Below are 18,287 nucleotides of genomic sequence, written 5' to 3' on the forward strand. Positions count from 1 at the left end.
AAGAAACGCAAGCAGGCGGGGAGCAATGGCGACCAACAAGAAGAAGATTTTCGTTACACAAACTTTGTCGCAAGGGGCACGCGCCCTCCTCACCCGGCGGGACGATATCGAGCTCGTCGAGTTTCCGAACCTGATCTCCGCCAAGGATTTCGAGGCCTTGCTCAAGAGCCATGCGCCAGTCCACGGCGTGGCGCTGGGTGCCACGGCCTTCGGCGAGACGGAGCTCCAAGCTTCCCAGGACATGAAGGTGGTGACCCGGATCGGCGTCGGCTACGACGCCGTCGACGTGCCCGCCCTCTCCCGCCGCAAGGTGCCGCTGATGGTCGCGGGCAGCGCCAATTCACCGTCCGTCGCCGAACAAGCCCTGTTCATGATGCTGACGCTGGCCAAGCGCGCGAATGAAATGCACGCCTGCGTCAAGGACGGCCAATGGGCCAACCGCCTCGCCATGCTGCCGTTCGACCTCTACGGCAAGACCGTGCTGATCGTCGGCTTCGGCCGCATCGGCACCCGCACCGCCAAGCGCTGCCTGGCGATGGAGATGAAGGTGCAGGTCTATGATCCCTACAAGGGAGCCGCCGACATCAAGGCCGCCGGCTGCGAGCCGGTCGCGGATCTGGACGCGGCGCTGCCCAACGCAGATTTCGTCACCATCCACTGCCCGAAGACGCCGGAAACCATCGGCCTGTTCGATGCGGCGCGGATCGGCCGGATGAAGCCAAAATCCTGTCTCATCAACACTGCGCGCGGCGGCATCGTGAAGGAGGCCGCGCTTTACGACGCGCTCGTCTCCGGCAAGCTCGCCGGTGCCGGCATCGACGTGTTCGAAGTCGAACCGCCGCCGGTCAGCAATGTACTGTTCGCGCTGCCCAACGTCATCATGGCCCCGCACGTGGCGGGCGTCACCGTCGAGGCGGTGAGCCGCATGAGCGAGCAGACCGCGCGCAACATCCTGAGTGTACTGGACGGCGATCCGATCCGGCAGAACATCATCAACCAGGACGTGCTGGGCTGAGGTGAATCCGAAGGCGGCCACACCGCCCGCCTTCGGATGGCCAGAATGCGTCCCATTTTGGCGCAGATCGGGCCCCAACTCAGCCTTAATCAAACCCGCGTAATGTATCCGGCCGCGGCGGCAGTGGGACAGACTTTGCCGGCCGCGTCGAGCTGGAGGATGGACCTTGTCAGAGATCGACCCGACCGACCAAGCGCTGGCGACCATCGCCAGCATTTTCGAGCACCCCGAGCCCGTTCTCGTCGTCCGCGACACCGAGACGGAAACGGTGGCCGCCGATGACTATGCGGTCGCAGACGAGCATCATGCCTCCGACGATCATCAAGCCTCCGACGAGCATCCGGTGGTCGAGGAGCAGCCGCTGGTGCCCGACCACACCGACGCCGATGGCTACAGCAAGGTCGGTCCCGGGCCGATGGTGGCGATCCGCCTTAAATGGGCGGTCCATCGCGGCGACGACGGCCAATACTACGTGCACGAAACCATCGGCGAGCAGTCCGCCCCCGTGGTCAGCGGCCCGATGACCAGCGAGGCCGCCGTGCATTTCGTCGACGAACACGAGAACGAGGCCCATCGGCGCTTCGAGCTGCTGCGCAGCGAGATCGCCGGCCGCAGCTCGCTCGCCGACTACGAGCGCAAGGGCGAAGCATAATTATTTGCGGCCGTATCTCTCCGTGCACCTCTCCCGAAGGGAGAGGGCAATCGCAAATGGCATTTTGCACGACCTGAATGCGCGCCTCGTCCTTCGAGACGACCGCTTCGCGGTCTCCTCAGGATGAGGCTAAGCGGCATCGGTGCTCGTCAAAACTACGGCCGTACGCTCGGTCCTCATCCTGAGGGCCCGCCAACGGCGGGCGTCTCGAAGGATGGCCACAGGGAATCGCTCTCATGTGCGATAGCCCTGCCGTTAAACACCAAGTCTACTTCCTTCCCAGGAAATCCTTCTTCACGAGCTCGACGCCCGCGTGCCGCAGCAGGTCGTACGCGGTCGTGACGTGGAAGAAGAATTGCGGGACGCTGTTGGTGAGCAGCAGCGTCCGCCCGGTAAAGGGCAGCTCGGTCCCATTTTTGAGCCTGAAGAAGACCTTCAGCTCCGCCGCCGCATCGATCTCGGCGCGCGGCAGGCTTTCAATGAATTCGATTGAGGTGGCGATCCGCGCCTGAAGCCCGGCCATGTCGTGCTCCAGCGGCGGCAGCGCGACTGGTTCGCACTGCGCCAGCAAGGCCGGAGCGACGGTGGCGTGGCGGCAGGCCTCGCCGATCTGCTGCGCCAGATCGTACATGTTCGGCGCCATGCGCATGCCGAGGAGGACCGCCGGATTGAACTTGCGGGTCTCGGCATAGGCAACGCCCTTGTCGAGCAGGACGGAGACATTGCGCAGGTAAGGCACGAACAGGCCGACCGAGGCCTCGTACATCGAGATCGTCACTTCAAGATTCCCTTCAATTCCGCCTCGCCAGAAACTGGCATCTGGTCTAAATCCACGTTCAAGAGCTGCACAATGACAGCTTGGGCATAGGTGGAAAAGAGATGACCGTTCGAATAACCGTTCGAATCCTGGCGGCCTTGGCCGTGATGTTGCTGCCAAACCTCTCGGCGCACGCGCAGCAGCCGGCGCCCTCGCGCCTCGACGAGATCATCAAGCGCGGCACGTTGCGCGTCGGCATGACCGGCGACTACAAGCCCTTCACCTACCTGGACAAGGCCACGCAGCAGTTCTCCGGTTTTGACGTCGACATGGCGGAGGCGCTGGGCAAGGCGCTCGGCGTCAAGGTCGAATACGTAGCCACCGCCTGGCCGAAGCTGATGAAGGATTTCGAGTCCGACCAGTTCGACATCGCGATGGGCGGCGTCTCGGTCACGCTTGACCGCCAGAAGAAGGGCTATTTCACGATGCCGATCATGCGCGAGGGCAAGACGCCGATCGCGCGCTGCGCCGACGCCGGCAAGTACCAGAGCATCGCCGATATCGACAAGAAGGGCACCCGCGTCATCGTCAATCCCGGCGGGACCAATGAGCGTTTCGCGCGCGCCAACGTCAAGGACGCCGACATTACCGTCTTCCCCGACAACACCGCGATCTTCGACGAGATCGCCAAGGGCAACGCCGATCTGATGATGACGGACGCCTCCGAGACCCGCTATCAGCAGAAGCAGCATTCAGGCGTGCTCTGCGCGGTGCACCCCGAAAAACCGTTCGACTTCTCGGAGAAGGCCTACTGGCTCCAGCCCGACGTCGCGCTGAAGGCTTTCGTCGACCAGTGGCTGCACATCTCCATGGAGGACGGCAGCTACAAGAAGATCTACGCCGCCTGGTTCGACTAACTCGCGTTCCTGTCGCTTGCCCGGTCAAACTTTGGGCTGGCTCCGGGCCTATTGAACCCGGAACCGCCGGAAGGCGACTCATACCGAGAAACAGTGATCTAGATCACTTTTCGCGATCGCGCCGGGGCGTAAGCCTCGGTGCGGGGACCACCTGTTCGGGAGATGGAAATGAGGAAGCTGTTGGCCACGGCCGCATTCCTTTTGGCGAGCACCGCTGCGCAGGCGCAGTACACTTTCGAATATGGCGGGCGCACCATCCGCATCGATCCGGACGGCGGCACGGTGCAGATTCCCGGCGTCTACGACAACACCGGTCAAGGCAAGGCCAAGAAGGCCAAGAAGAACGACACGAAGCCAGACCAGCAGGCGCCGCAGCAGGCTAAGGTCGATCCGCAAACACCGGCTGCCCCGGCTCCGGCGCCTGCTCCAATCGTAGCGCCGCCCGCAGTGGAGCAAGCTCCTGCAGCACCTGCCCCCGCAGCCGCGGCACCGCCTCCCGCCGCGCCGCCACCTCCGGCCGCCACGGCAAACAACGCACCGACCGAAGATGCGATGGTGCCGCCGCCTCAACCGGCTCCAAGCGCTGCCCCGGCGGTTGCCGCGGTACCGCCCGCACCGCCTCCGCCGCCGGCTCCGACCGTCGCAGCAGCACCTCCGGCAGCGCCCGCGCCAACTGCTCCGGCTCCGGCGCCTGCCCCCGCGCCCGTTCAGGCCGCCGCCGTCGCGCCGCCGGTTCCGGCAGCAGCGCCCACGCGCGATCTCAATTCACCGCTCGGCGTCTGGCTTACCGAGGAGAAGGAAGGCAAGGTCCGCATCGAGCAGTGCGGCAATAACCTCTGCGGCTATTCGGTCGACAGCAAATCGAACCAGAACGGCGAACAGGTCCTGATCAACATGAAGCCCGGCAAGGATCAGAACAAGGACCAGAAATGGTCCGGCCGCATCCTCGATCCCAACACCGGCTCGACCTACGACTCGACGATCGCGCTGAAGGGAGGCGACCGCCTGCGCGTGCAGGGCTGTGCCTTCGGCGGCATGTTCTGCGGCGGCCAAACCTGGACGCGTGTGAACTAGGCTCGCACCTCGCGCGCGTGACGGCCCTCACATCGCCGGTTCCGCACCCGTGACAGGATCCCCGCATGGTCAACCCCAAGGGGCGCGTCATGAACGGATTTCGCACAGCACTCTTCGCCACCATTATCGCCATCGTTGTCCCGCTCGCGCAGGCGGATGCCGCGGGCTCGACTTTCGACGGCGCATGGAATGTCCGCATCGCGTCATCGAGCGAGACCTGCGGCAACGGCGCGACCGTCGCGATCGGGATCAACAACGGTCAGATCGCCTCGAGCAGCGCAGCCGTGATGGCGTCCGGCCGCGTCGCGGATGCCGGCGCCATCAACGTCACGCTGAGCACGGGTATCAAGCACGCCGTCGGCTTCGGCCGGCTCAGCGGCACCTCCGGCTCCGGCACCTGGCGCGGCGCCCTGTGCACGGGAACGTGGACCGCTGAGCGGATGTAATCAGCCGACCGCCGCGCCGTATTCGGCGTCCGTCACCGGCTCGAGCCACGTCGAGAACACTCCGTCAAGCGCTTCCTGCATGGCGATGTGGCACATGCTGTTGCCTGGCGAGGCGCCGTGCCAGTGCACTTCACCCGGCGGGATCCACACGGTGTCGCCTGGACGGATTTCCTGGACCGGGCCACCCTTGGTCTGGACGCGGCCGACACCCGAAATCACGTAGAGCGTCTGCCCGAGCGGATGATGATGCCAGTTGGTGCGGGCGCCCGGCTCGAACGAGACGCGCGAGACGTTCAGCCGCGCCGGCGCAGGCGCCATGTTGATGGGGTCCTGCAGCACGGTGCCGGTGAAGTGTTCCTTGGGCGCGCGGCGGGTCGGCCGCGTGCCTGCGAGCGTGATGTCCATGGGGGTCCTCGTTTCCTGTTACTTCTTGCTGGCGGCGTAGCGCGCCTTGGTCTCGGCGTTCATGGGATAGAGGCCCGGCAGCGCCGCGCCGTTGTTCACCTCGTTGACGATCCAGGCTTCCATCCGCTCCTGCTCGACGCCTTCATTGAGCACGTGTTCGAGCATCGCCTGCGGGATCAGCACGCAGCCGTCCTGGTCGGCGACCACGATGTCGTTCGGGAACACGGCGACGCCGCCGCAGCCGATCGGCTCACCCCAGCCGACGAAGGTGAGGCCCGCAACCGACGGCGGCGCGGCATAGCCGTCGCACCACACCGGAAGATTGGTGCCGAGCGTGCCCTCGACGTCACGCACGACGCCATCGGTGACGAGCGCGGTGACGCCGCGCTTCATCATGCGGGCGCAGAGGATGTCGCCGAAGATGCCGGCGTCAGTAATGCCCATGGCGTCGACCACGGCGATGCAGCCTTCCGGCATCGCCTCGATCGCGGTGCGGGTCGAGATCGGTGACGACCAGGATTCCGGCGTCGCCAGATCCTCGCGCGCCGGGACGAAGCGCAGCGTGAAGGCAGGGCCCACCAGGCGCGGCAGGCCCGGGCGCAGCGGACGCGCGCCGCGCATCCACACATTGCGCAGGCCCTTCTTCAGCAGGACCGTGGTGATGGTGGCAGTGGTGATGCCGGCGAGGGTCTTGCGGGCTTCGGGGGACAGCGACATGGAAACAGACGAGCTCCGGATGGACGGGAAAGAACGCGCGCATCTTGCGAGCCGCGCGCCTGCCGTCAAGGCCCAAAGCCCTAACAAGAACGCGGCCCAGCCGGGCTGTTATGCGACGCGATAACAAGGCTTTATCGCGACCCCTTGCATTAATTTATTGGACTTGCGGGCGCATTTACGCGAAGCAGGGTAATGCGGAACTCAAGGCCGAGCCCGCGCTTTTCCAAAGGCCCGATGTCGACATCTCATGGCCGCGACGCTTCCCCCGCCCCGCCTTCTGCCCAGTGGCGACAGCGCCGTCACGGTCGAGTTCAGCCGCACCATTGACGACGCCGCCAACGAGCGCGTGCTCGCGCTGGACAAGGCGCTGCTAGCCACACCCATCGAGGGCATCTCCGAGACCATCCCGACCTATCGCTCGCTGCTGGTGCATTACGATCCCGGCAAGATCGGCTTTGACGCGCTGTGCGAAAAGCTGCTCCCGATCGCTGGCCGGCCGTTGCCGCCGTCGACCAAGGCGCGGCGCTGGCGCATTCCCGTCGCCTATGGCGGCGAGCACGGCATCGACCTCGAGGATGTCGCGAAAGCGCTCAACACCACGCCCGACGACATCGTCGCCCGTCACGCCGGCGGCGACTATCGCGTTGCCATGATCGGCTTCACGCCGGGCTGGTCTTATCTGAGCGGCCTCGACAAATCGCTGCACATGTCGCGGCGGCAGAACCCGCGGCTGTTGACGCCGGCCGGCACGATCTCGATCGGCGGCATCCAGGCCGGAATCCAGTGCCTGGCTGCGCCGAGCGGCTGGCACCTGCTTGGCCGCACGCCGGTCAGAACCTACCAGCTGCACCGGAATCCGACCTTCCTGACCGAACCCGGTGATCGCGTGACGTTTTTTGCCATCGACCACAAGACGTTCGAGGAGCAGGACCGCGCCGCGGAAGCCGGCGAGATCATAGCCGAGCGGGTAGACGCATGAGCCGGCTCATCGTCGCCAGCATTGGACCGGCAAGCTCCGTCCAGGACGGCGGACGCCACGGTGCGCAGCGCTATGGCCTGACGGTCAGCGGCGCGATGGACCGGCTGGCGCTGGCGGCGGCGAACAGGCTGGTCGGCAACGAGCCGCTCGCAGCCGCGGTCGAGATCGGCCCGTTCGGCGCGACGTTCACCGCCAAGGACGGAGCCGTGCGCGTCGCCATCGCGGGCGCACCGCGCAACGCCGACATCGCCGGGCGGCCGGTAGCGATGGATACATCCGTCACGCTGAAGGACGGCGAGACACTGACGCTGGGTTTCGCCCGCGGCGGCGCATTCACTTATCTCGCGATCGAAGGCGCCATCAAGGGCGAGCTGGTGTTCGGCAGCCTTGCGGTCAATGCCCGTGCCGGTCTCGGCAGCCCCTACCCGCGTCCGCTCCAGGCCGGCGATGAGTTCACGGTTGATGCCGCAAGCGGCGCGCCGGAATTGCGGATCGAAATGCCGAAGCCTGTGAGCGGTCCGATCCGCGTCGTGCTGGGGCCGCAGGACGACGAGTTCGATGACGCCAACAAGGCCCTGTTCCTCGACAGCGAGTGGAAGATCTCGGCGACCTCCGATCGCATGGGCTACCGGCTCGAAGGTCCCGCGATCAAGCATCTGCACGGCCACAACATCGTCTCCGACGGCACCGTCAACGGCAGCATCCAGGTGCCCGGCAACGGCGCCCCGATCGCGCTGATGATGGATCGCGGCACCTCCGGCGGCTATCCCAAGATCGCAACCGTGATCACGGCCGATGTCGGGCGCCTCGCCCAGACCTCGGCCGGAACGGCGTTCCGCTTCAAGGCCGTCCCCATGGCCGAGGCGCAGGACGAGGCGCGCAAATTTCAACAGCTGATCCGCACCCTGCCCGATCGCCTGCGCTCGTCCGACACGGTCGAGCTCAACATCGAGGCGCTCAGCGATGCCAACGTCGCGGGCTATGCGGTGAGCGCGATGGATGCCGGGACCTGGCAGGTGACGGCCGAGCCTTAGACAACAAGACCAAAGGCGGAGAGCAACCATGAAGACGATCGATCTCAATTGCGACCTCGGCGAAGGTTTTGGCGCGTGGGAGATGGGCAACGACGCCGCCATGATTGACCTCGCAAGCTCGGTCAACGTCGCCTGCGGCTTCCATGCCGGCGACCCCGACATCATGCGGCGGACGGTTGAGCTGGCGAAAGCGCGCGGTGTCTCCGTCGGCGCTCACCCCGGCTACCGCGACCTGCACGGTTTTGGCCGGCATCCGATCGCCGGCCTGAAGTCATCCGAGATCGAGAACCTCGTCGCCTACCAGATCGGCGCTCTGCAGGCGATCGCGACCGCGGCCGGCCACAAGGTCACCCATGTGAAGGCGCATGGCGCGCTCTCCAACGTCGCCTGCGAGGACGACATGACAGCGAAGGCGATTGCCGCCGGCATCAGGGCGGTCGACCCCAGCCTGATCTTCGTGGTGCTTGCCAACTCGAAGCTGGTGAAGGCCGGCGAAGAGGCCAACCTGCCGATGGTGCACGAGGTGTTCGCCGACCGCGCCTATGAGGACGACGGCAACCTGGTCTCGCGCAAGAAGCCCGGCGCGGTGCTGCACGATGCCAAGGCGATCGCCGATCGCGTGGTGCGCATGGTGCAGGATGGTGCGGTGGTCTCGGTGACGGGCAAAGTCATCAAGATGCGCACGGACACGGTGTGCATTCATGGCGATACGCACGGTGCGGTCGAGATCGCACGGACCTTGCGTCAGTCGCTGAAGGATGCGGGCATCGAGGTCGCGCCGTTCAAGCGCGGGTGAGACGCCTCGTTAGAACGGATGCACCGACAAGGTGCCGAACACGATCGCGGCGATGACGGCGAAGGCGCTGTAGAGCCCGATGTGATGGGCGTTCGCCGCGGTCCGACGCGAGAGCGAGCGCGCGTAGAAGTGCAGCCTGGCTTCCGCCGACAGTTCGCGCATGGTCGATCTCCAACGCCGCATTTGCGGCATTATCAGGGATCGACCCGGGTAGCAGGCAAGACGGCCGCGCAAATAGCGATATCGGTGCTCTGAAGATCGCATATCGCAGGAATAAATTCTCTTCGCCCGCCGGTTCCAAGAATCTTATTCGTTAAACTCCGAGCCAGCTGGAACCGGCTCGGATGACACGGGAATGACAGCCGGAGAAAGGGGCTTAGTAGACGTCAGCCTGGAAGCGGCCCTTCTTCTTGAGATCGGCGACAAAAGTGACGGCCTCGTCGGTCGAGCGCGCGCCGAACTGGGCGACGATGTCGACCAGCGCGCGCTCGACGTCCTTGGCCATGCGCTTGGCATCGCCGCAGATGTAGAGATGGGCGCCCTCGGCAAGCCACGTCCAGACCTCGCGACCGAGCTCGCGCATACGGTCCTGCACGTAAAACTTCTTCTCACCGTCGCGCGACCAGGCGAGCGACAGGCGCGTCAGAAGGCCTGAGGTCTTCATCGCATTGAGCTCGTCGCGATAGAAGAAATCGCAATCGCTGCGCTGATGGCCGAAGAACAGCCAGTTCTTGCCCTGCGCGCCGGTCGCCTTGCGGTCGAGCAGGAAGGCGCGGAACGGCGCAATGCCGGTGCCGGGGCCGATCATGATGACCGGAATCTTCGGATCCTCCGGCAGGCCGAAACCGTGCGCCTTCTGCACATAGACCTTGAGCTTGTCGCCCTCGTTGATGCGCTCGCCGAGGAAGGTCGAGGCGACGCCGACGCGCTTGCGCTTGCCGATGACGTAACGCACGGAATCGACCGTCAGCGACAGCTTTCCGGGCGTCGCATTGTGCGACGACGAGATCGAGTAGAGCCGCGGCTGCAGCGGCTCCAGCGCCTCGACGAAGGCTTCCGGATGCGGCCGCGTGCCCGAGAATTTCTGCAGCGCGGCCATCACGTCGAGCGTTGCCGCATCGCCATCGGGATCCTCGCCCTGCGCCAGCGCTCGCGCCTTCTCGCGCTGCGCACCGCCGGTGATGAAGGAGAGCAGCTCGAACAGCTTGTCCGGCGCCGGCGACAGCGAGACGTCCTCGACCAGCGCCTCGCGCAGCGACTTGTTGTTGACCTTGGTGGTGTGGGACGCCCCGAGCAGCGCGATGATCTGGTCGACGAGGCCGAGATCGTTGCGCGCGAACACGCCAAAGCTGTCGCCTACGACGTAGTCGAGCTTGCTCTCGGAGAGATCGAACTCGACGTGATAGGTCTCCTTCTCCGAAGCGCCCTTGTTGAGCAGGTGCCGCGACAGGAAGGTCGCTTCAGCCGGATTTTCGCGGGCGCGGCCGAGCGCGGCCTTCACCTCCGGTGCAGCCGGTGCACTCGCGGCCGCAGCCGCCCCTGCCGCAGGCTTTGCGGCCGGCGCCTTGTCGACCTCCTCGAAAAGCTGCTTGAGCATCCGCGCCGTCTCCTTGCCGCCGGGGGCGCAGAGGTTGAGGCGCGCTTCGCTCTTGTTGGCGATCGAGTCCGAATAGTCGGCGCAATTGTAGCCGCACTGACCGCAATCCTGCTGCGCCATCGCGGCCATCATGCGGCGGCGGAGCGGACGTCCTTCCGCGAGCTTCATGCGGTCGGCGATCGCCATCGCCGGATCGTGCCAGGGCGCCTCCCCGTCATCGCCGTCGCCTTGCGGGCCGAGCATGGCGCCGTTCTCGATCGGCGACAGCGCCGTCGAGCCGTCGAGGCCGAGCATGCCGACGAGAAACCCGTTCAGCCACAGCCGCTGGCCCTCGCTGAACGGGGCATTGGCCGGAATGATCTCGATCGTGGGAGGCAGGGTCATCTGGGTCATGCTGCTACTTCCGCTTCGGCGAGTTTGCGCAGGGCTTCACCGTCGTGACGACGGGAGAAGGTCAGGAACGTCTCCTCGGGCGAGGCGCGGTTGGCGAGATAGGCCTTGAGCAGGCTCTCGACGATCTTCGGAGCATCCTCGGCCTTCACGTTTTGAAACACCTCCTGCCCGATATCGGCATCGGGACCGAACCCGCCGCCGGTGAAGAGGTGATAACCCTCGACCGTGTCCTCTTCGCTCGCGCCCGGCACCTTGGCCGCAATCAGGCCGATGTCGGAGATATAGTGCTGCGCGCAGGAGTGATGACAGCCGGTCAGATGGATGTTGAGCGGCGTATCGAGATTGACGCGCTCGTCACACCAGTCGCCGATCGCGGCGGCATGACGCTTGGTGTCGGAGGCCGCGAACTTGCAGCCGGCATTGCCCGTGCAGGCGATCAGGCCGGCGCGGACGTTCGAGACTTCAGTGGCGAGGCCGAGCTTCTCGACCGCGGCGGTGACGAGCGCGACATTCTCGTCGCGCACGCCCGAGATCAGCAGGTTCTGCCAGACCGTGAGGCGGATATCGCCGTCGCCGAGATCCTGCGAAATCTTCGCGAGGCCGCGCATCTGCCCGCAGGTGAGCTTGCCGACCGGCAGCGCCACGCCGACCCAGTTGAGCCCGGCCTGCTTCTGCTTGTGCACGCCGATATGGGCCATGCGGTCGGACAAGGGGCGCGACAGAAGCGCCTCGGCCGGCACGCGTGCGAAAGGCTTCTTCAGCCGCTCCTCGACCAGCTTGAGGAAGCCGTCGTGCCCCATATTGTCCAGCACGTATTTCAGCCGCGCCTTGTTGCGGTTGGTGCGGTCTCCATGCTCGATGAAGACGCGCACGATGGCGTCGGCAACAGCGGTCGCGTCCTCAGGACGAACGACGATGCCCGAATATTTCGCAAAATCCTTGTGACCGGTGATGCCGCCAAGGCCGAGCTTGAACCAGATTCCGGGTTCGACGCCAAAGCCGTCCTTCACCTCGACCGCAGTGAAAGCGATGTCGTTGGTCTCCTCCAGCGCGGCGATCTTGCCGGCACCGTCGAAGGCAACGTTGAACTTACGCGGCAGGCCAAACAGCGAGCGGTCGTTGAGGATGTGGTAGTGCCATTCGCGTGCGTAGGGGCGCGTGTCGAGCAGCTCCTGCGGATCGATGCCGGCCGTCGGCGTGCCCGTGACGTTGCGGATGTTGTCGGCGCCAGCGCCGCGCGAGCACAGGCCAATGTCCTGGACGCCCTCGATCAGCGCCACCGCGTTCTTCGGCTCGATCTCGCGGATCTGGAAGTTGGCGCGCGTCGTAACGTGGGTGTAACCGCCGCCACAGCTTTCCGCGATGTCGGCGAGGCCCGACATCTGCCAGTGCTTCAAAATGCCGTTGGGAATGCGCAGGCGGGCCATGTAGGAGGTCTGCGCCGGCGCGACCCAGAAGATGCCGTAATAGCGCCAGCGGAAATTGTCCGCCGGCGTCGGGTTGGCGTTGTTGCGCGCCTGGTCCTTCAAGCGATCATAGGCATCGAACGGATGCAGCTCGCGCTTGAACTTCTCCTGGTCGGCGAGCTTCTTGCCCGCCGCCGTGAGCTTGTCCTGCGCCTTGATCGCCGCAGCGTCCGGCCCCATCGGCTCCGAGGGAGCGTTGGCCGCAGGCGCGCCGCCGGCTGCAAAGGCGCGCCCGACACGTCCGACCTGCATGCCGGACATGAAACCTTCGAGGTAGCGCTTTTGCTCGTCGGAGAAATCGGCCGTGGGTGCTGTATCGAATTTCATGGGCTGAATGGACCTACTCTGCTGCCTGGACCGCGACCTGCGCGACGTCGGCCGTGGGCTTGGCGGGCTTGTACGTGGCGTAGAGCGCAAGGCCGGTGAAGACGAAGCCGCCGACGAGATTGCCGAGCGTCACCGGGATCTGATTCCACAGCCACCAGTCGGAGAGGCTGACCTTGGCGCCCAGCAGCATGCCGGTCGGGATGACGAACATGTTGACGACGGCGTGCTCGAAGCCGAGGGCGAAGAACAGGAAGATCGGCAGCCAGGTCGCCGCGATCTTGCCGACCGTGGAGGTCGAGGTCATCGCCATGACGACGCCGAGGCAAACCAGCCAGTTGCAGAGGATCGCCTTGACGAAGACGGAGACCATGCCCGCGGTGCCGATCGCGGCATTGCCGATGGTCTTGGCTTCGGCCACCGCAACGATCCGGGCGGCGACGCCAGTGACCTCGACCTTGCCCATGTTGGTGAGCGAGATCGCGATCAGCGCGCCGAACGCAAGGCTGCCGAGCAGATTGGCGACGAAGACCCAGGACCAGTTGGCGATCACCGCATTCCAGCTCGCCTTGCCCTCGAGGCGCGCCAGCGGAATGATGGCGAAGCTGCCGGTGACGAGCTCGAGGCCGAGCAGAACGATCATCACGAGGCTGACGGGAAAGATCAGCGCGCCGACGAGAGGCTGGCCGGTGGTGAGAGCGCCGCTGAAGGCGAGCGTGGTGGCGGCGCCGAGCAGCGCGCCGGAAATCGCGCCGCGGATCATGATGTCGCGCGGGGCCAGCGCCAGCTTCTTCAGGCTGGCATCGACCATCGAGGCCACAACGTCGGAGGGTTTCGCGTAATCCATATCGAAGCTCCAGCTTGCCGCGCGAAAGGCGGCGTCAACGGGTTGAACGGACGTCGATCGCTGGGAGCCGGTTGGAGGCGCATAAGCGCCCAGCCGGAACCCGGAACGATCCGATCAGCTTCGTTGCTGCGGAAATCCACCATGGACTGGAGCCGCCGGCGCCCACGCCGGACGGCTTGGGTTCTCCCTATTCAAGGAGTGTGCCAACGCAGCATAAACGGCAAAGCCGCATAAGATCAGTGGTTTAGGATTGTGTGCAGTGCATGAAGTGGACCGCAATTCATGCCGCTTCGGGCAGCAATGGCCCAAAGATTAAGCTTCGAATCGATGTGATTAAGAAATGAGCAGGCTTTATTGAGCCCGTCTCCCGACCTCGAACGAGGACAGATAGCCGCTGAGATCGGCGGGATCGAAGGCCGGTCCGGCGAAGGCCCTGAACGGGGTGTTGGCCTGACCGTCTCCGCTGTGGCCCAAGGCAGCATCGTAGAGATCCGGCCGGAACACGGCCATGGCGGTCTTGAGCGCCTCAGCGCTCAGCGCCGTCTGCCCCCAGCGCACCATCTGCGCATAGAGCCAGGCAGCCTGGACCGGCTCTGGGCGCCCTGCCCCTTCGCGCCCGACCAGCAGGTAGCGAGCACTTTCACGGAACGTACCGTCGGGCGAAATCTTCAGCCGCCCCGTGAGCGTGCGCTGGATGACTTCGGCATCGACGCCGATCCGTTCAGGCTGCGCCAGGATATGCGATGTCTCGGCGAGGTTTGCGGTCTCCTCGATGAATTCGGTCCCCTTCACCGCCGCGCGCACCAGCGCCGCGACCACGTCCGGATGCTTGTCGCCCCAGATCTGGCGCACCGCCAGCACCTTCTCCGCGGCACGCACCAGGATATCGGAAACGAAATGCAGGATGTGGCCGATGCCGAGATCGACGGCGACCGAATTCCAGGGCGCGCCGACGCAGAAGGCATCGACATGACCGTTGGCGAGGCTGTCGACCATGTAGGGCGGCGGGAGCACCACCAGACGCACGTCCTCATCGGGATCGACGCCGGCCGCCGCCATCCAGAACCGCAGTTGGTAATTGTGGGTCGAGAACGGAAAGGTCATGCCGAAGGTCAGCGGGTCGGCACCCGCCTTGCGCCGCTTGGCCACCACCTTCGCCAGTGCTTTCGCGGTCGCGAGCGGATCGAAACGATCGCCGTCGATCTCCTCCATCAGCGCGGCAAGGAGTGCCGGCGACACCGTGATCGCATTGCCGTTGATGCCGAGACTGAAGGGAGCCACGATCGGCACCTTGACGTGGCCGAGCCCGAGCGAGGACGCGATCGCCACGGGCGCGAGCAGATGCGCGGCGTCGAACAGGCCGATGTTGAGCTTGTCGCGGACGTTGGACCAGGACACCTCGCGCACCAGCTCGACCTCGAGACCCTCGGCGGCGGCAAAGCCCTTGTCCACGGCGATGATCAGGGCGGCGGCATCGACCAGCGGGATGAACCCGATGCGGAGGGTCGCGGTCATTTCAGCATCTCCGACGCGGTGATGATCGACTGCGCGATCTCGCCGATCTTCTTCTTCTCGCGCATGGCAGTGGAACGCAGCAGCACGTAGGCCTCGTCCTCGTTGAGGCCCTTGACCTTCATCAGGATTCCCTTGGCCTTCTCGATGATCTTGCGGTCCTCGAGCTGCGACTTGGTCCGCTCCAGCTCCTCCTGGAGTTTTGCGAAAGCGTTGAAGCGCGACACGCAGAGGTCAAGGATCGGCTTGATGCGCTCCTTCTTCAACCCGTCGACGATGTAGGCGGACACCCCTGCCTCCACCGAGGCCTGGATCGAGGACGAATCGCTCTGGTCGACGAACATCGCGATCGGCCGCCGCACGGCGCGGCTGACCTGGAACATCGCCTCCAGCACGTCGCGGCTGGGGTTTTCGAGATCGATCAGGATGATGTCGGGGTCAACGGCGTAGATACGCGCAAGAAGGCTCTGCATCTCGCGGATATGGACGATCTGCGTGAATCCGGCCTCCCGCAACCCCTCCTCGAGGATCGCAGCCCGGATCGGGCTCTCGTCGACAATCACGATTTTAGGCGACTGTTCGGCGCTCATTGCTCACTCACGTCAGGCGATTCATCCATAGCATGCCGAACGGCCATGCAAAGGGTTGTAATTATGAGCAATTGGGACTAGCTCAAGCCCGTCAATCAGGCAGATTTGGATATGGATCAGACGGCTGCGCCCAAGGTCAGCTTCGTGTCGCTCGGGTGTCCCAAGGCATTGGTGGATTCCGAGCGCATCATCACGCGCCTGCGCGCCGAGGGCTATGAGCTCGCCCGCAAGCATGACGGGGCCGACATCGTCATCGTGAACACCTGTGGCTTCCTCGACAGCGCCAAGCAGGAATCGCTCTCGGCGATCGGCGAGGCCATGGCGGAGAACGGCAAGGTGATCGTGACGGGCTGCATGGGCGCCGAGCCCGAGCAGATCGAGGAGGCTTATCCCGGCGTGCTCTCCATCACCGGCCCGCAGCAATATGAGAGCGTGCTCGATGCCGTCCATCGCGCGCTGCCGCCGGCGCATAATCCGCATCTCGACCTGGTGCCGCCGCAGGGCATCAAGCTGACGCCGCGGCACTATGCGTATTTGAAGATCTCCGAAGGCTGCAACAACCGCTGCACGTTCTGCATCATCCCGAAACTGCGCGGCGATCTGGTCTCGCGTCCGGCCAATGACGTGCTGCGCGAGGCCGAGCGCCTGGTCGGCGCCGGCGTCAAGGAGCTGCTGGTGATCTCGCAGGACACCTCGGCCTACGGCGTCGATCTCAAGTATGCCGAGAGTCCGTGGAAGGATCGACCGGTCCGCGCAAGATTCCTCGACCTCGCCCGCGAGCTCGGCGAGCTCGGCGCCTGGGTCCGGCTGCAATATGTCTACCCCTACCCGCATGTCGACGAGGTCATCGCGCTGATGAACGAGGGCAAGGTGCTGCCCTATCTCGACATCCCGTTCCAGCATGCGAGTCCCGAGGTGCTGAAGGCGATGAAGCGCCCGGCCGCACAGGACAAGACGCTGGCGCGCATCAAGCACTGGCGCGAGGAATGCCCCGATCTCGCGCTGCGCTCGACCTTCATCGTCGGCTTCCCCGGCGAGACCGACGCCGATTTTGCCTATCTGCTCGACTGGCTCGATGAAGCCGAGATCGATCGCCTCGGCTGCTTCAAATACGAGCCGGTTGCGGGCGCGACGTCGAATGCGCTCGAAGGTGCTGTGCCCGCCGAGATCAAGCAGGAGCGCTACAACGCGCTGATGGCGCGCCAGCAGAAGATCTCGGCGCGCAGGCTGAAGCGCAAGGTCGGCACGCGCCAGCAGATCATCATCGACGAGGTTGGTCCGACGGTGGCCAAGGGTCGCTCCAAGGCCGATGCGCCCGAGATCGACGGCGCGGTGTTTCTGACGAGCCGCCGCCCCTTGCGCGTCGGTGAGATCGTCACCGCGAAGATCGAGCGCGCCGACCAGTACGACCTGCACGGCAGCGTCGCGGGATTCTGAGGCACTCCGTCATCGCGGACGCTTTCACGCTAGCCATTTCGGCACCCAGCGCTCCGGGCGCGGTCCACGGGCGAGATCGGCCTTTGCCTCAGCGAGCAGAGCCGGCTCGCCGCCGATGGTCGGGCGCACATCGTATTCGAAGTTCGGCATGACGCGGCCATCGGCATAGAGGCCGAATTTCATCGCGTACCACAGCCCGAGCTCGGGCTGCGCGCGGCGCATCTCCTCGCGCAGATCGCGCAGCAGGGATTCGATCGAGGCGGCCTCCTCGAACGGCTGCGGCCCGCGCGACAGGACGCGCGCCTCGTATTGCTTGCCGACGATCGCGACCTCGAAATGCGTCTTGTCCCACGCGTTCTTGCCCTTCGGCAGATGCGCAGCGAGCCGCCAGCCGAGCTCGGCCATCAGGCGGTGATTGGCCCAGTATTCTTCGCGGTCCCGGCTCCACTTCTCAACGAAGCCGCGGAAGTCTGGCAGCTCGCATGCGCCGTCGTCGGATGGCACCAGCTCGCCGGTCGGCCGCCGGGCGAGCCATTGTGCAAGCTCGACCGTCTGGGGCTCGACCTCGTCGTGCGGACACAGATCGTGCCAGGCCTTGTCGAATTGCTGCGACGTCAGTTTTGCAAGCAGTGCGTCGAGGGACGGCGCGAGCAGCTCGTAATCACCCTCCGAGCCGAGCCCCACGATCGGAGGATCGTCGCGGTCGAGACCCGCGCCGTACCAGCCGCCGACGGCCGAGCCGTCCGGCAGGCGCATGAACAGCGCGAACCGGTCGCGCAGCGGACTGCCGTCGAAGATCGGGGCCTGGTCGGAGAACTGGCCTTGCAGCGAGAAACAGCCGACGCTGCCCCAGGCCCGCCCGTTCAACCACCCGGCAAAATCCAGCAGCAAAGGCGGCGCCTCGATGCCCGGCGGAAACGCGCCGCGAATGCTGTCGAGGTCGATCGGATAAGGCGTTTCGGACAAGGCTGAAAACTGTCTGGTTGGTCCCGTCCCTCTTGGTCTGCCCCGGCCTGCCGCCGGTTCGAGCCAATTCGCATTCCGAGATCACAAACGCGCTAGAGGCTTGTTGGTTTCTACGCAGCAAACTATGAAACGAGCGTGCGATGGCGGAATACGACCGGGCCATCAAGCTCAACCCGAAATTTGTGCCGATATGTTCGCGCTTTACGGCGTTCAGTAGGTCCCGCTTGACAAGCCGTGCCTTTCGGCTGTAGGGACCCGCCCCATGATCAATTCCCGGACCCATCTGCGCCAGGCCATGCGTCGTCGCTCCCGCGACGATGATGGGTTGCGCCATGTCCGACGACGCCGCTGAACCAGTAGCTT

19 protein-coding genes are annotated in these 18,287 nt (G+C 65.1%); 9 read left to right on the plus strand and 10 right to left on the minus strand.

Annotated features, from left to right (window positions below; translation table 11 throughout):
- Window positions 1-25 precede the first annotated feature (25 nt).
- Together ABIC09_RS23610 and ABIC09_RS23615 are read left to right on the plus strand one after the other, a co-directional pair.
- Entirely contained in the window at window positions 26-1,015 is a 990-nt protein-coding gene (locus tag ABIC09_RS23610; RefSeq protein ID WP_354110745.1) for a hydroxyacid dehydrogenase, read from the plus strand.
- A gap of 166 nt (window positions 1,016-1,181) precedes the next feature.
- Window positions 1,182-1,667 (plus strand): hypothetical protein, encoded by a 486-nt coding sequence (locus tag ABIC09_RS23615; protein ID WP_354082915.1) that lies wholly within the window; start codon window positions 1,182-1,184, stop codon window positions 1,665-1,667.
- A gap of 268 nt (window positions 1,668-1,935) precedes the next feature.
- On the opposite strand, the gene ABIC09_RS23620 is transcribed toward ABIC09_RS23615, so the two are convergent.
- Window positions 1,936-2,433 carry a DUF1993 domain-containing protein gene (locus ABIC09_RS23620; RefSeq protein WP_354110816.1) on the minus strand — a complete coding sequence of 166 codons (498 nt, stop codon included), beginning with the start codon at window positions 2,431-2,433 and terminating at the stop codon, window positions 1,936-1,938.
- Window positions 2,434-2,546: 113 nt separating this feature from the next.
- Between ABIC09_RS23620 and ABIC09_RS23625 the strand changes: the two genes are divergently transcribed.
- From ABIC09_RS23625 to ABIC09_RS23635, 3 genes are all read left to right on the plus strand, one after another.
- Window positions 2,547-3,341, plus strand: coding sequence for a transporter substrate-binding domain-containing protein (locus tag ABIC09_RS23625; RefSeq protein WP_354082916.1), 795 nt, complete (start codon window positions 2,547-2,549; stop codon window positions 3,339-3,341).
- Between the two features lie 168 nt (window positions 3,342-3,509).
- The gene (locus ABIC09_RS23630) at window positions 3,510-4,415 is read left to right on the plus strand and encodes a DUF2147 domain-containing protein (RefSeq protein ID WP_354110746.1); all 906 of its coding nucleotides are present in this window, start codon (window positions 3,510-3,512) and stop codon (window positions 4,413-4,415) included.
- Between the two features lie 65 nt (window positions 4,416-4,480).
- A complete protein-coding gene (locus ABIC09_RS23635) occupies window positions 4,481-4,861 on the plus strand; it encodes a hypothetical protein (RefSeq protein WP_354082918.1) in 381 nt (126 codons plus the stop codon).
- Here the strand turns inward: ABIC09_RS23635 and ABIC09_RS23640 are convergent, their stop codons facing one another.
- Complete coding sequence (locus ABIC09_RS23640; protein WP_354110747.1) at window positions 4,862-5,266, minus strand: (R)-mandelonitrile lyase; 405 nt, start codon at window positions 5,264-5,266, stop codon at window positions 4,862-4,864.
- Window positions 5,267-5,284: 18 nt separating this feature from the next.
- Complete coding sequence (locus tag ABIC09_RS23645; RefSeq protein ID WP_234685661.1) at window positions 5,285-5,983, minus strand: ribonuclease activity regulator RraA; 699 nt, start codon at window positions 5,981-5,983, stop codon at window positions 5,285-5,287.
- A 247-nt stretch (window positions 5,984-6,230) separates the two neighbouring features.
- Here ABIC09_RS23645 and pxpB point away from each other — a divergent pair, with 247 nt between their 5' ends.
- The 3 genes from pxpB to ABIC09_RS23660 are packed head-to-tail and all read left to right on the plus strand — an operon-like array spanning window position 6,231 to window position 8,792.
- Window positions 6,231-6,962: a 5-oxoprolinase subunit PxpB gene (gene pxpB, locus ABIC09_RS23650; RefSeq protein WP_354034466.1), complete on the plus strand. Its 732-nt coding sequence runs from the start codon at window positions 6,231-6,233 to the stop codon at window positions 6,960-6,962.
- Complete coding sequence (locus ABIC09_RS23655; RefSeq protein WP_354110748.1) at window positions 6,959-7,996, plus strand: 5-oxoprolinase subunit C family protein; 1,038 nt, start codon at window positions 6,959-6,961, stop codon at window positions 7,994-7,996. The genes pxpB and ABIC09_RS23655 overlap by 4 nt, the downstream gene beginning before the upstream one ends.
- 28 nt (window positions 7,997-8,024) lie before the next feature.
- Window positions 8,025-8,792: a LamB/YcsF family protein gene (locus tag ABIC09_RS23660; RefSeq protein WP_354110749.1), complete on the plus strand. Its 768-nt coding sequence runs from the start codon at window positions 8,025-8,027 to the stop codon at window positions 8,790-8,792.
- Window positions 8,793-8,801: 9 nt separating this feature from the next.
- Here ABIC09_RS23660 and ABIC09_RS23665 read toward each other — a convergent pair whose 3' ends face one another.
- The 6 genes from ABIC09_RS23665 to ABIC09_RS23690 all read right to left on the minus strand — a co-directional run bounded on the left by ABIC09_RS23665 (window position 8,802) and on the right by ABIC09_RS23690 (window position 15,521).
- Complete coding sequence (locus ABIC09_RS23665; RefSeq protein WP_187434626.1) at window positions 8,802-8,954, minus strand: hypothetical protein; 153 nt, start codon at window positions 8,952-8,954, stop codon at window positions 8,802-8,804.
- A 214-nt stretch (window positions 8,955-9,168) separates the two neighbouring features.
- On the minus strand, window positions 9,169-10,782 hold the full coding sequence (locus ABIC09_RS23670) for a sulfite reductase subunit alpha (RefSeq protein WP_354110750.1): 1,614 nt from the start codon (window positions 10,780-10,782) through the stop codon (window positions 9,169-9,171).
- Entirely contained in the window at window positions 10,779-12,575 is a 1,797-nt protein-coding gene (locus ABIC09_RS23675) for a NirA family protein (RefSeq protein WP_354034458.1), read from the minus strand. Before ABIC09_RS23675 ends, ABIC09_RS23670 begins: the two co-directional genes overlap by 4 nt.
- Before the next feature lie 13 nt (window positions 12,576-12,588).
- On the minus strand, window positions 12,589-13,419 hold the full coding sequence (locus ABIC09_RS23680) for a formate/nitrite transporter family protein (RefSeq protein ID WP_354110751.1): 831 nt from the start codon (window positions 13,417-13,419) through the stop codon (window positions 12,589-12,591).
- A 351-nt stretch (window positions 13,420-13,770) separates the two neighbouring features.
- Window positions 13,771-14,934 (minus strand): CmpA/NrtA family ABC transporter substrate-binding protein, encoded by a 1,164-nt coding sequence (locus ABIC09_RS23685; protein WP_354110752.1) that lies wholly within the window; start codon window positions 14,932-14,934, stop codon window positions 13,771-13,773.
- A complete protein-coding gene (locus ABIC09_RS23690; protein WP_148749280.1) occupies window positions 14,931-15,521 on the minus strand; it encodes an ANTAR domain-containing response regulator in 591 nt (196 codons plus the stop codon). The genes ABIC09_RS23685 and ABIC09_RS23690 overlap by 4 nt, the downstream gene beginning before the upstream one ends.
- A 111-nt stretch (window positions 15,522-15,632) precedes the next feature.
- On the opposite strand from ABIC09_RS23690, the gene rimO reads away from it, so the two are divergent.
- Window positions 15,633-16,958, plus strand: a complete 1,326-nt coding sequence (gene rimO / locus ABIC09_RS23695; RefSeq protein ID WP_354110753.1) for a 30S ribosomal protein S12 methylthiotransferase RimO — start codon at window positions 15,633-15,635, stop codon at window positions 16,956-16,958.
- Window positions 16,959-16,982: 24 nt separating this feature from the next.
- Here rimO and ABIC09_RS23700 read toward each other — a convergent pair whose 3' ends face one another.
- Window positions 16,983-17,924: a hypothetical protein gene (locus ABIC09_RS23700; protein ID WP_354110754.1), complete on the minus strand. Its 942-nt coding sequence runs from the start codon at window positions 17,922-17,924 to the stop codon at window positions 16,983-16,985.
- Window positions 17,925-18,287: the final 363 nt, after the last annotated feature.

The sequence above is a fragment of the Bradyrhizobium sp. S3.12.5 genome, from assembly GCF_040548225.1.
Classification (GTDB): Bacteria; Pseudomonadota; Alphaproteobacteria; order Rhizobiales; family Xanthobacteraceae; genus Bradyrhizobium; species Bradyrhizobium cytisi.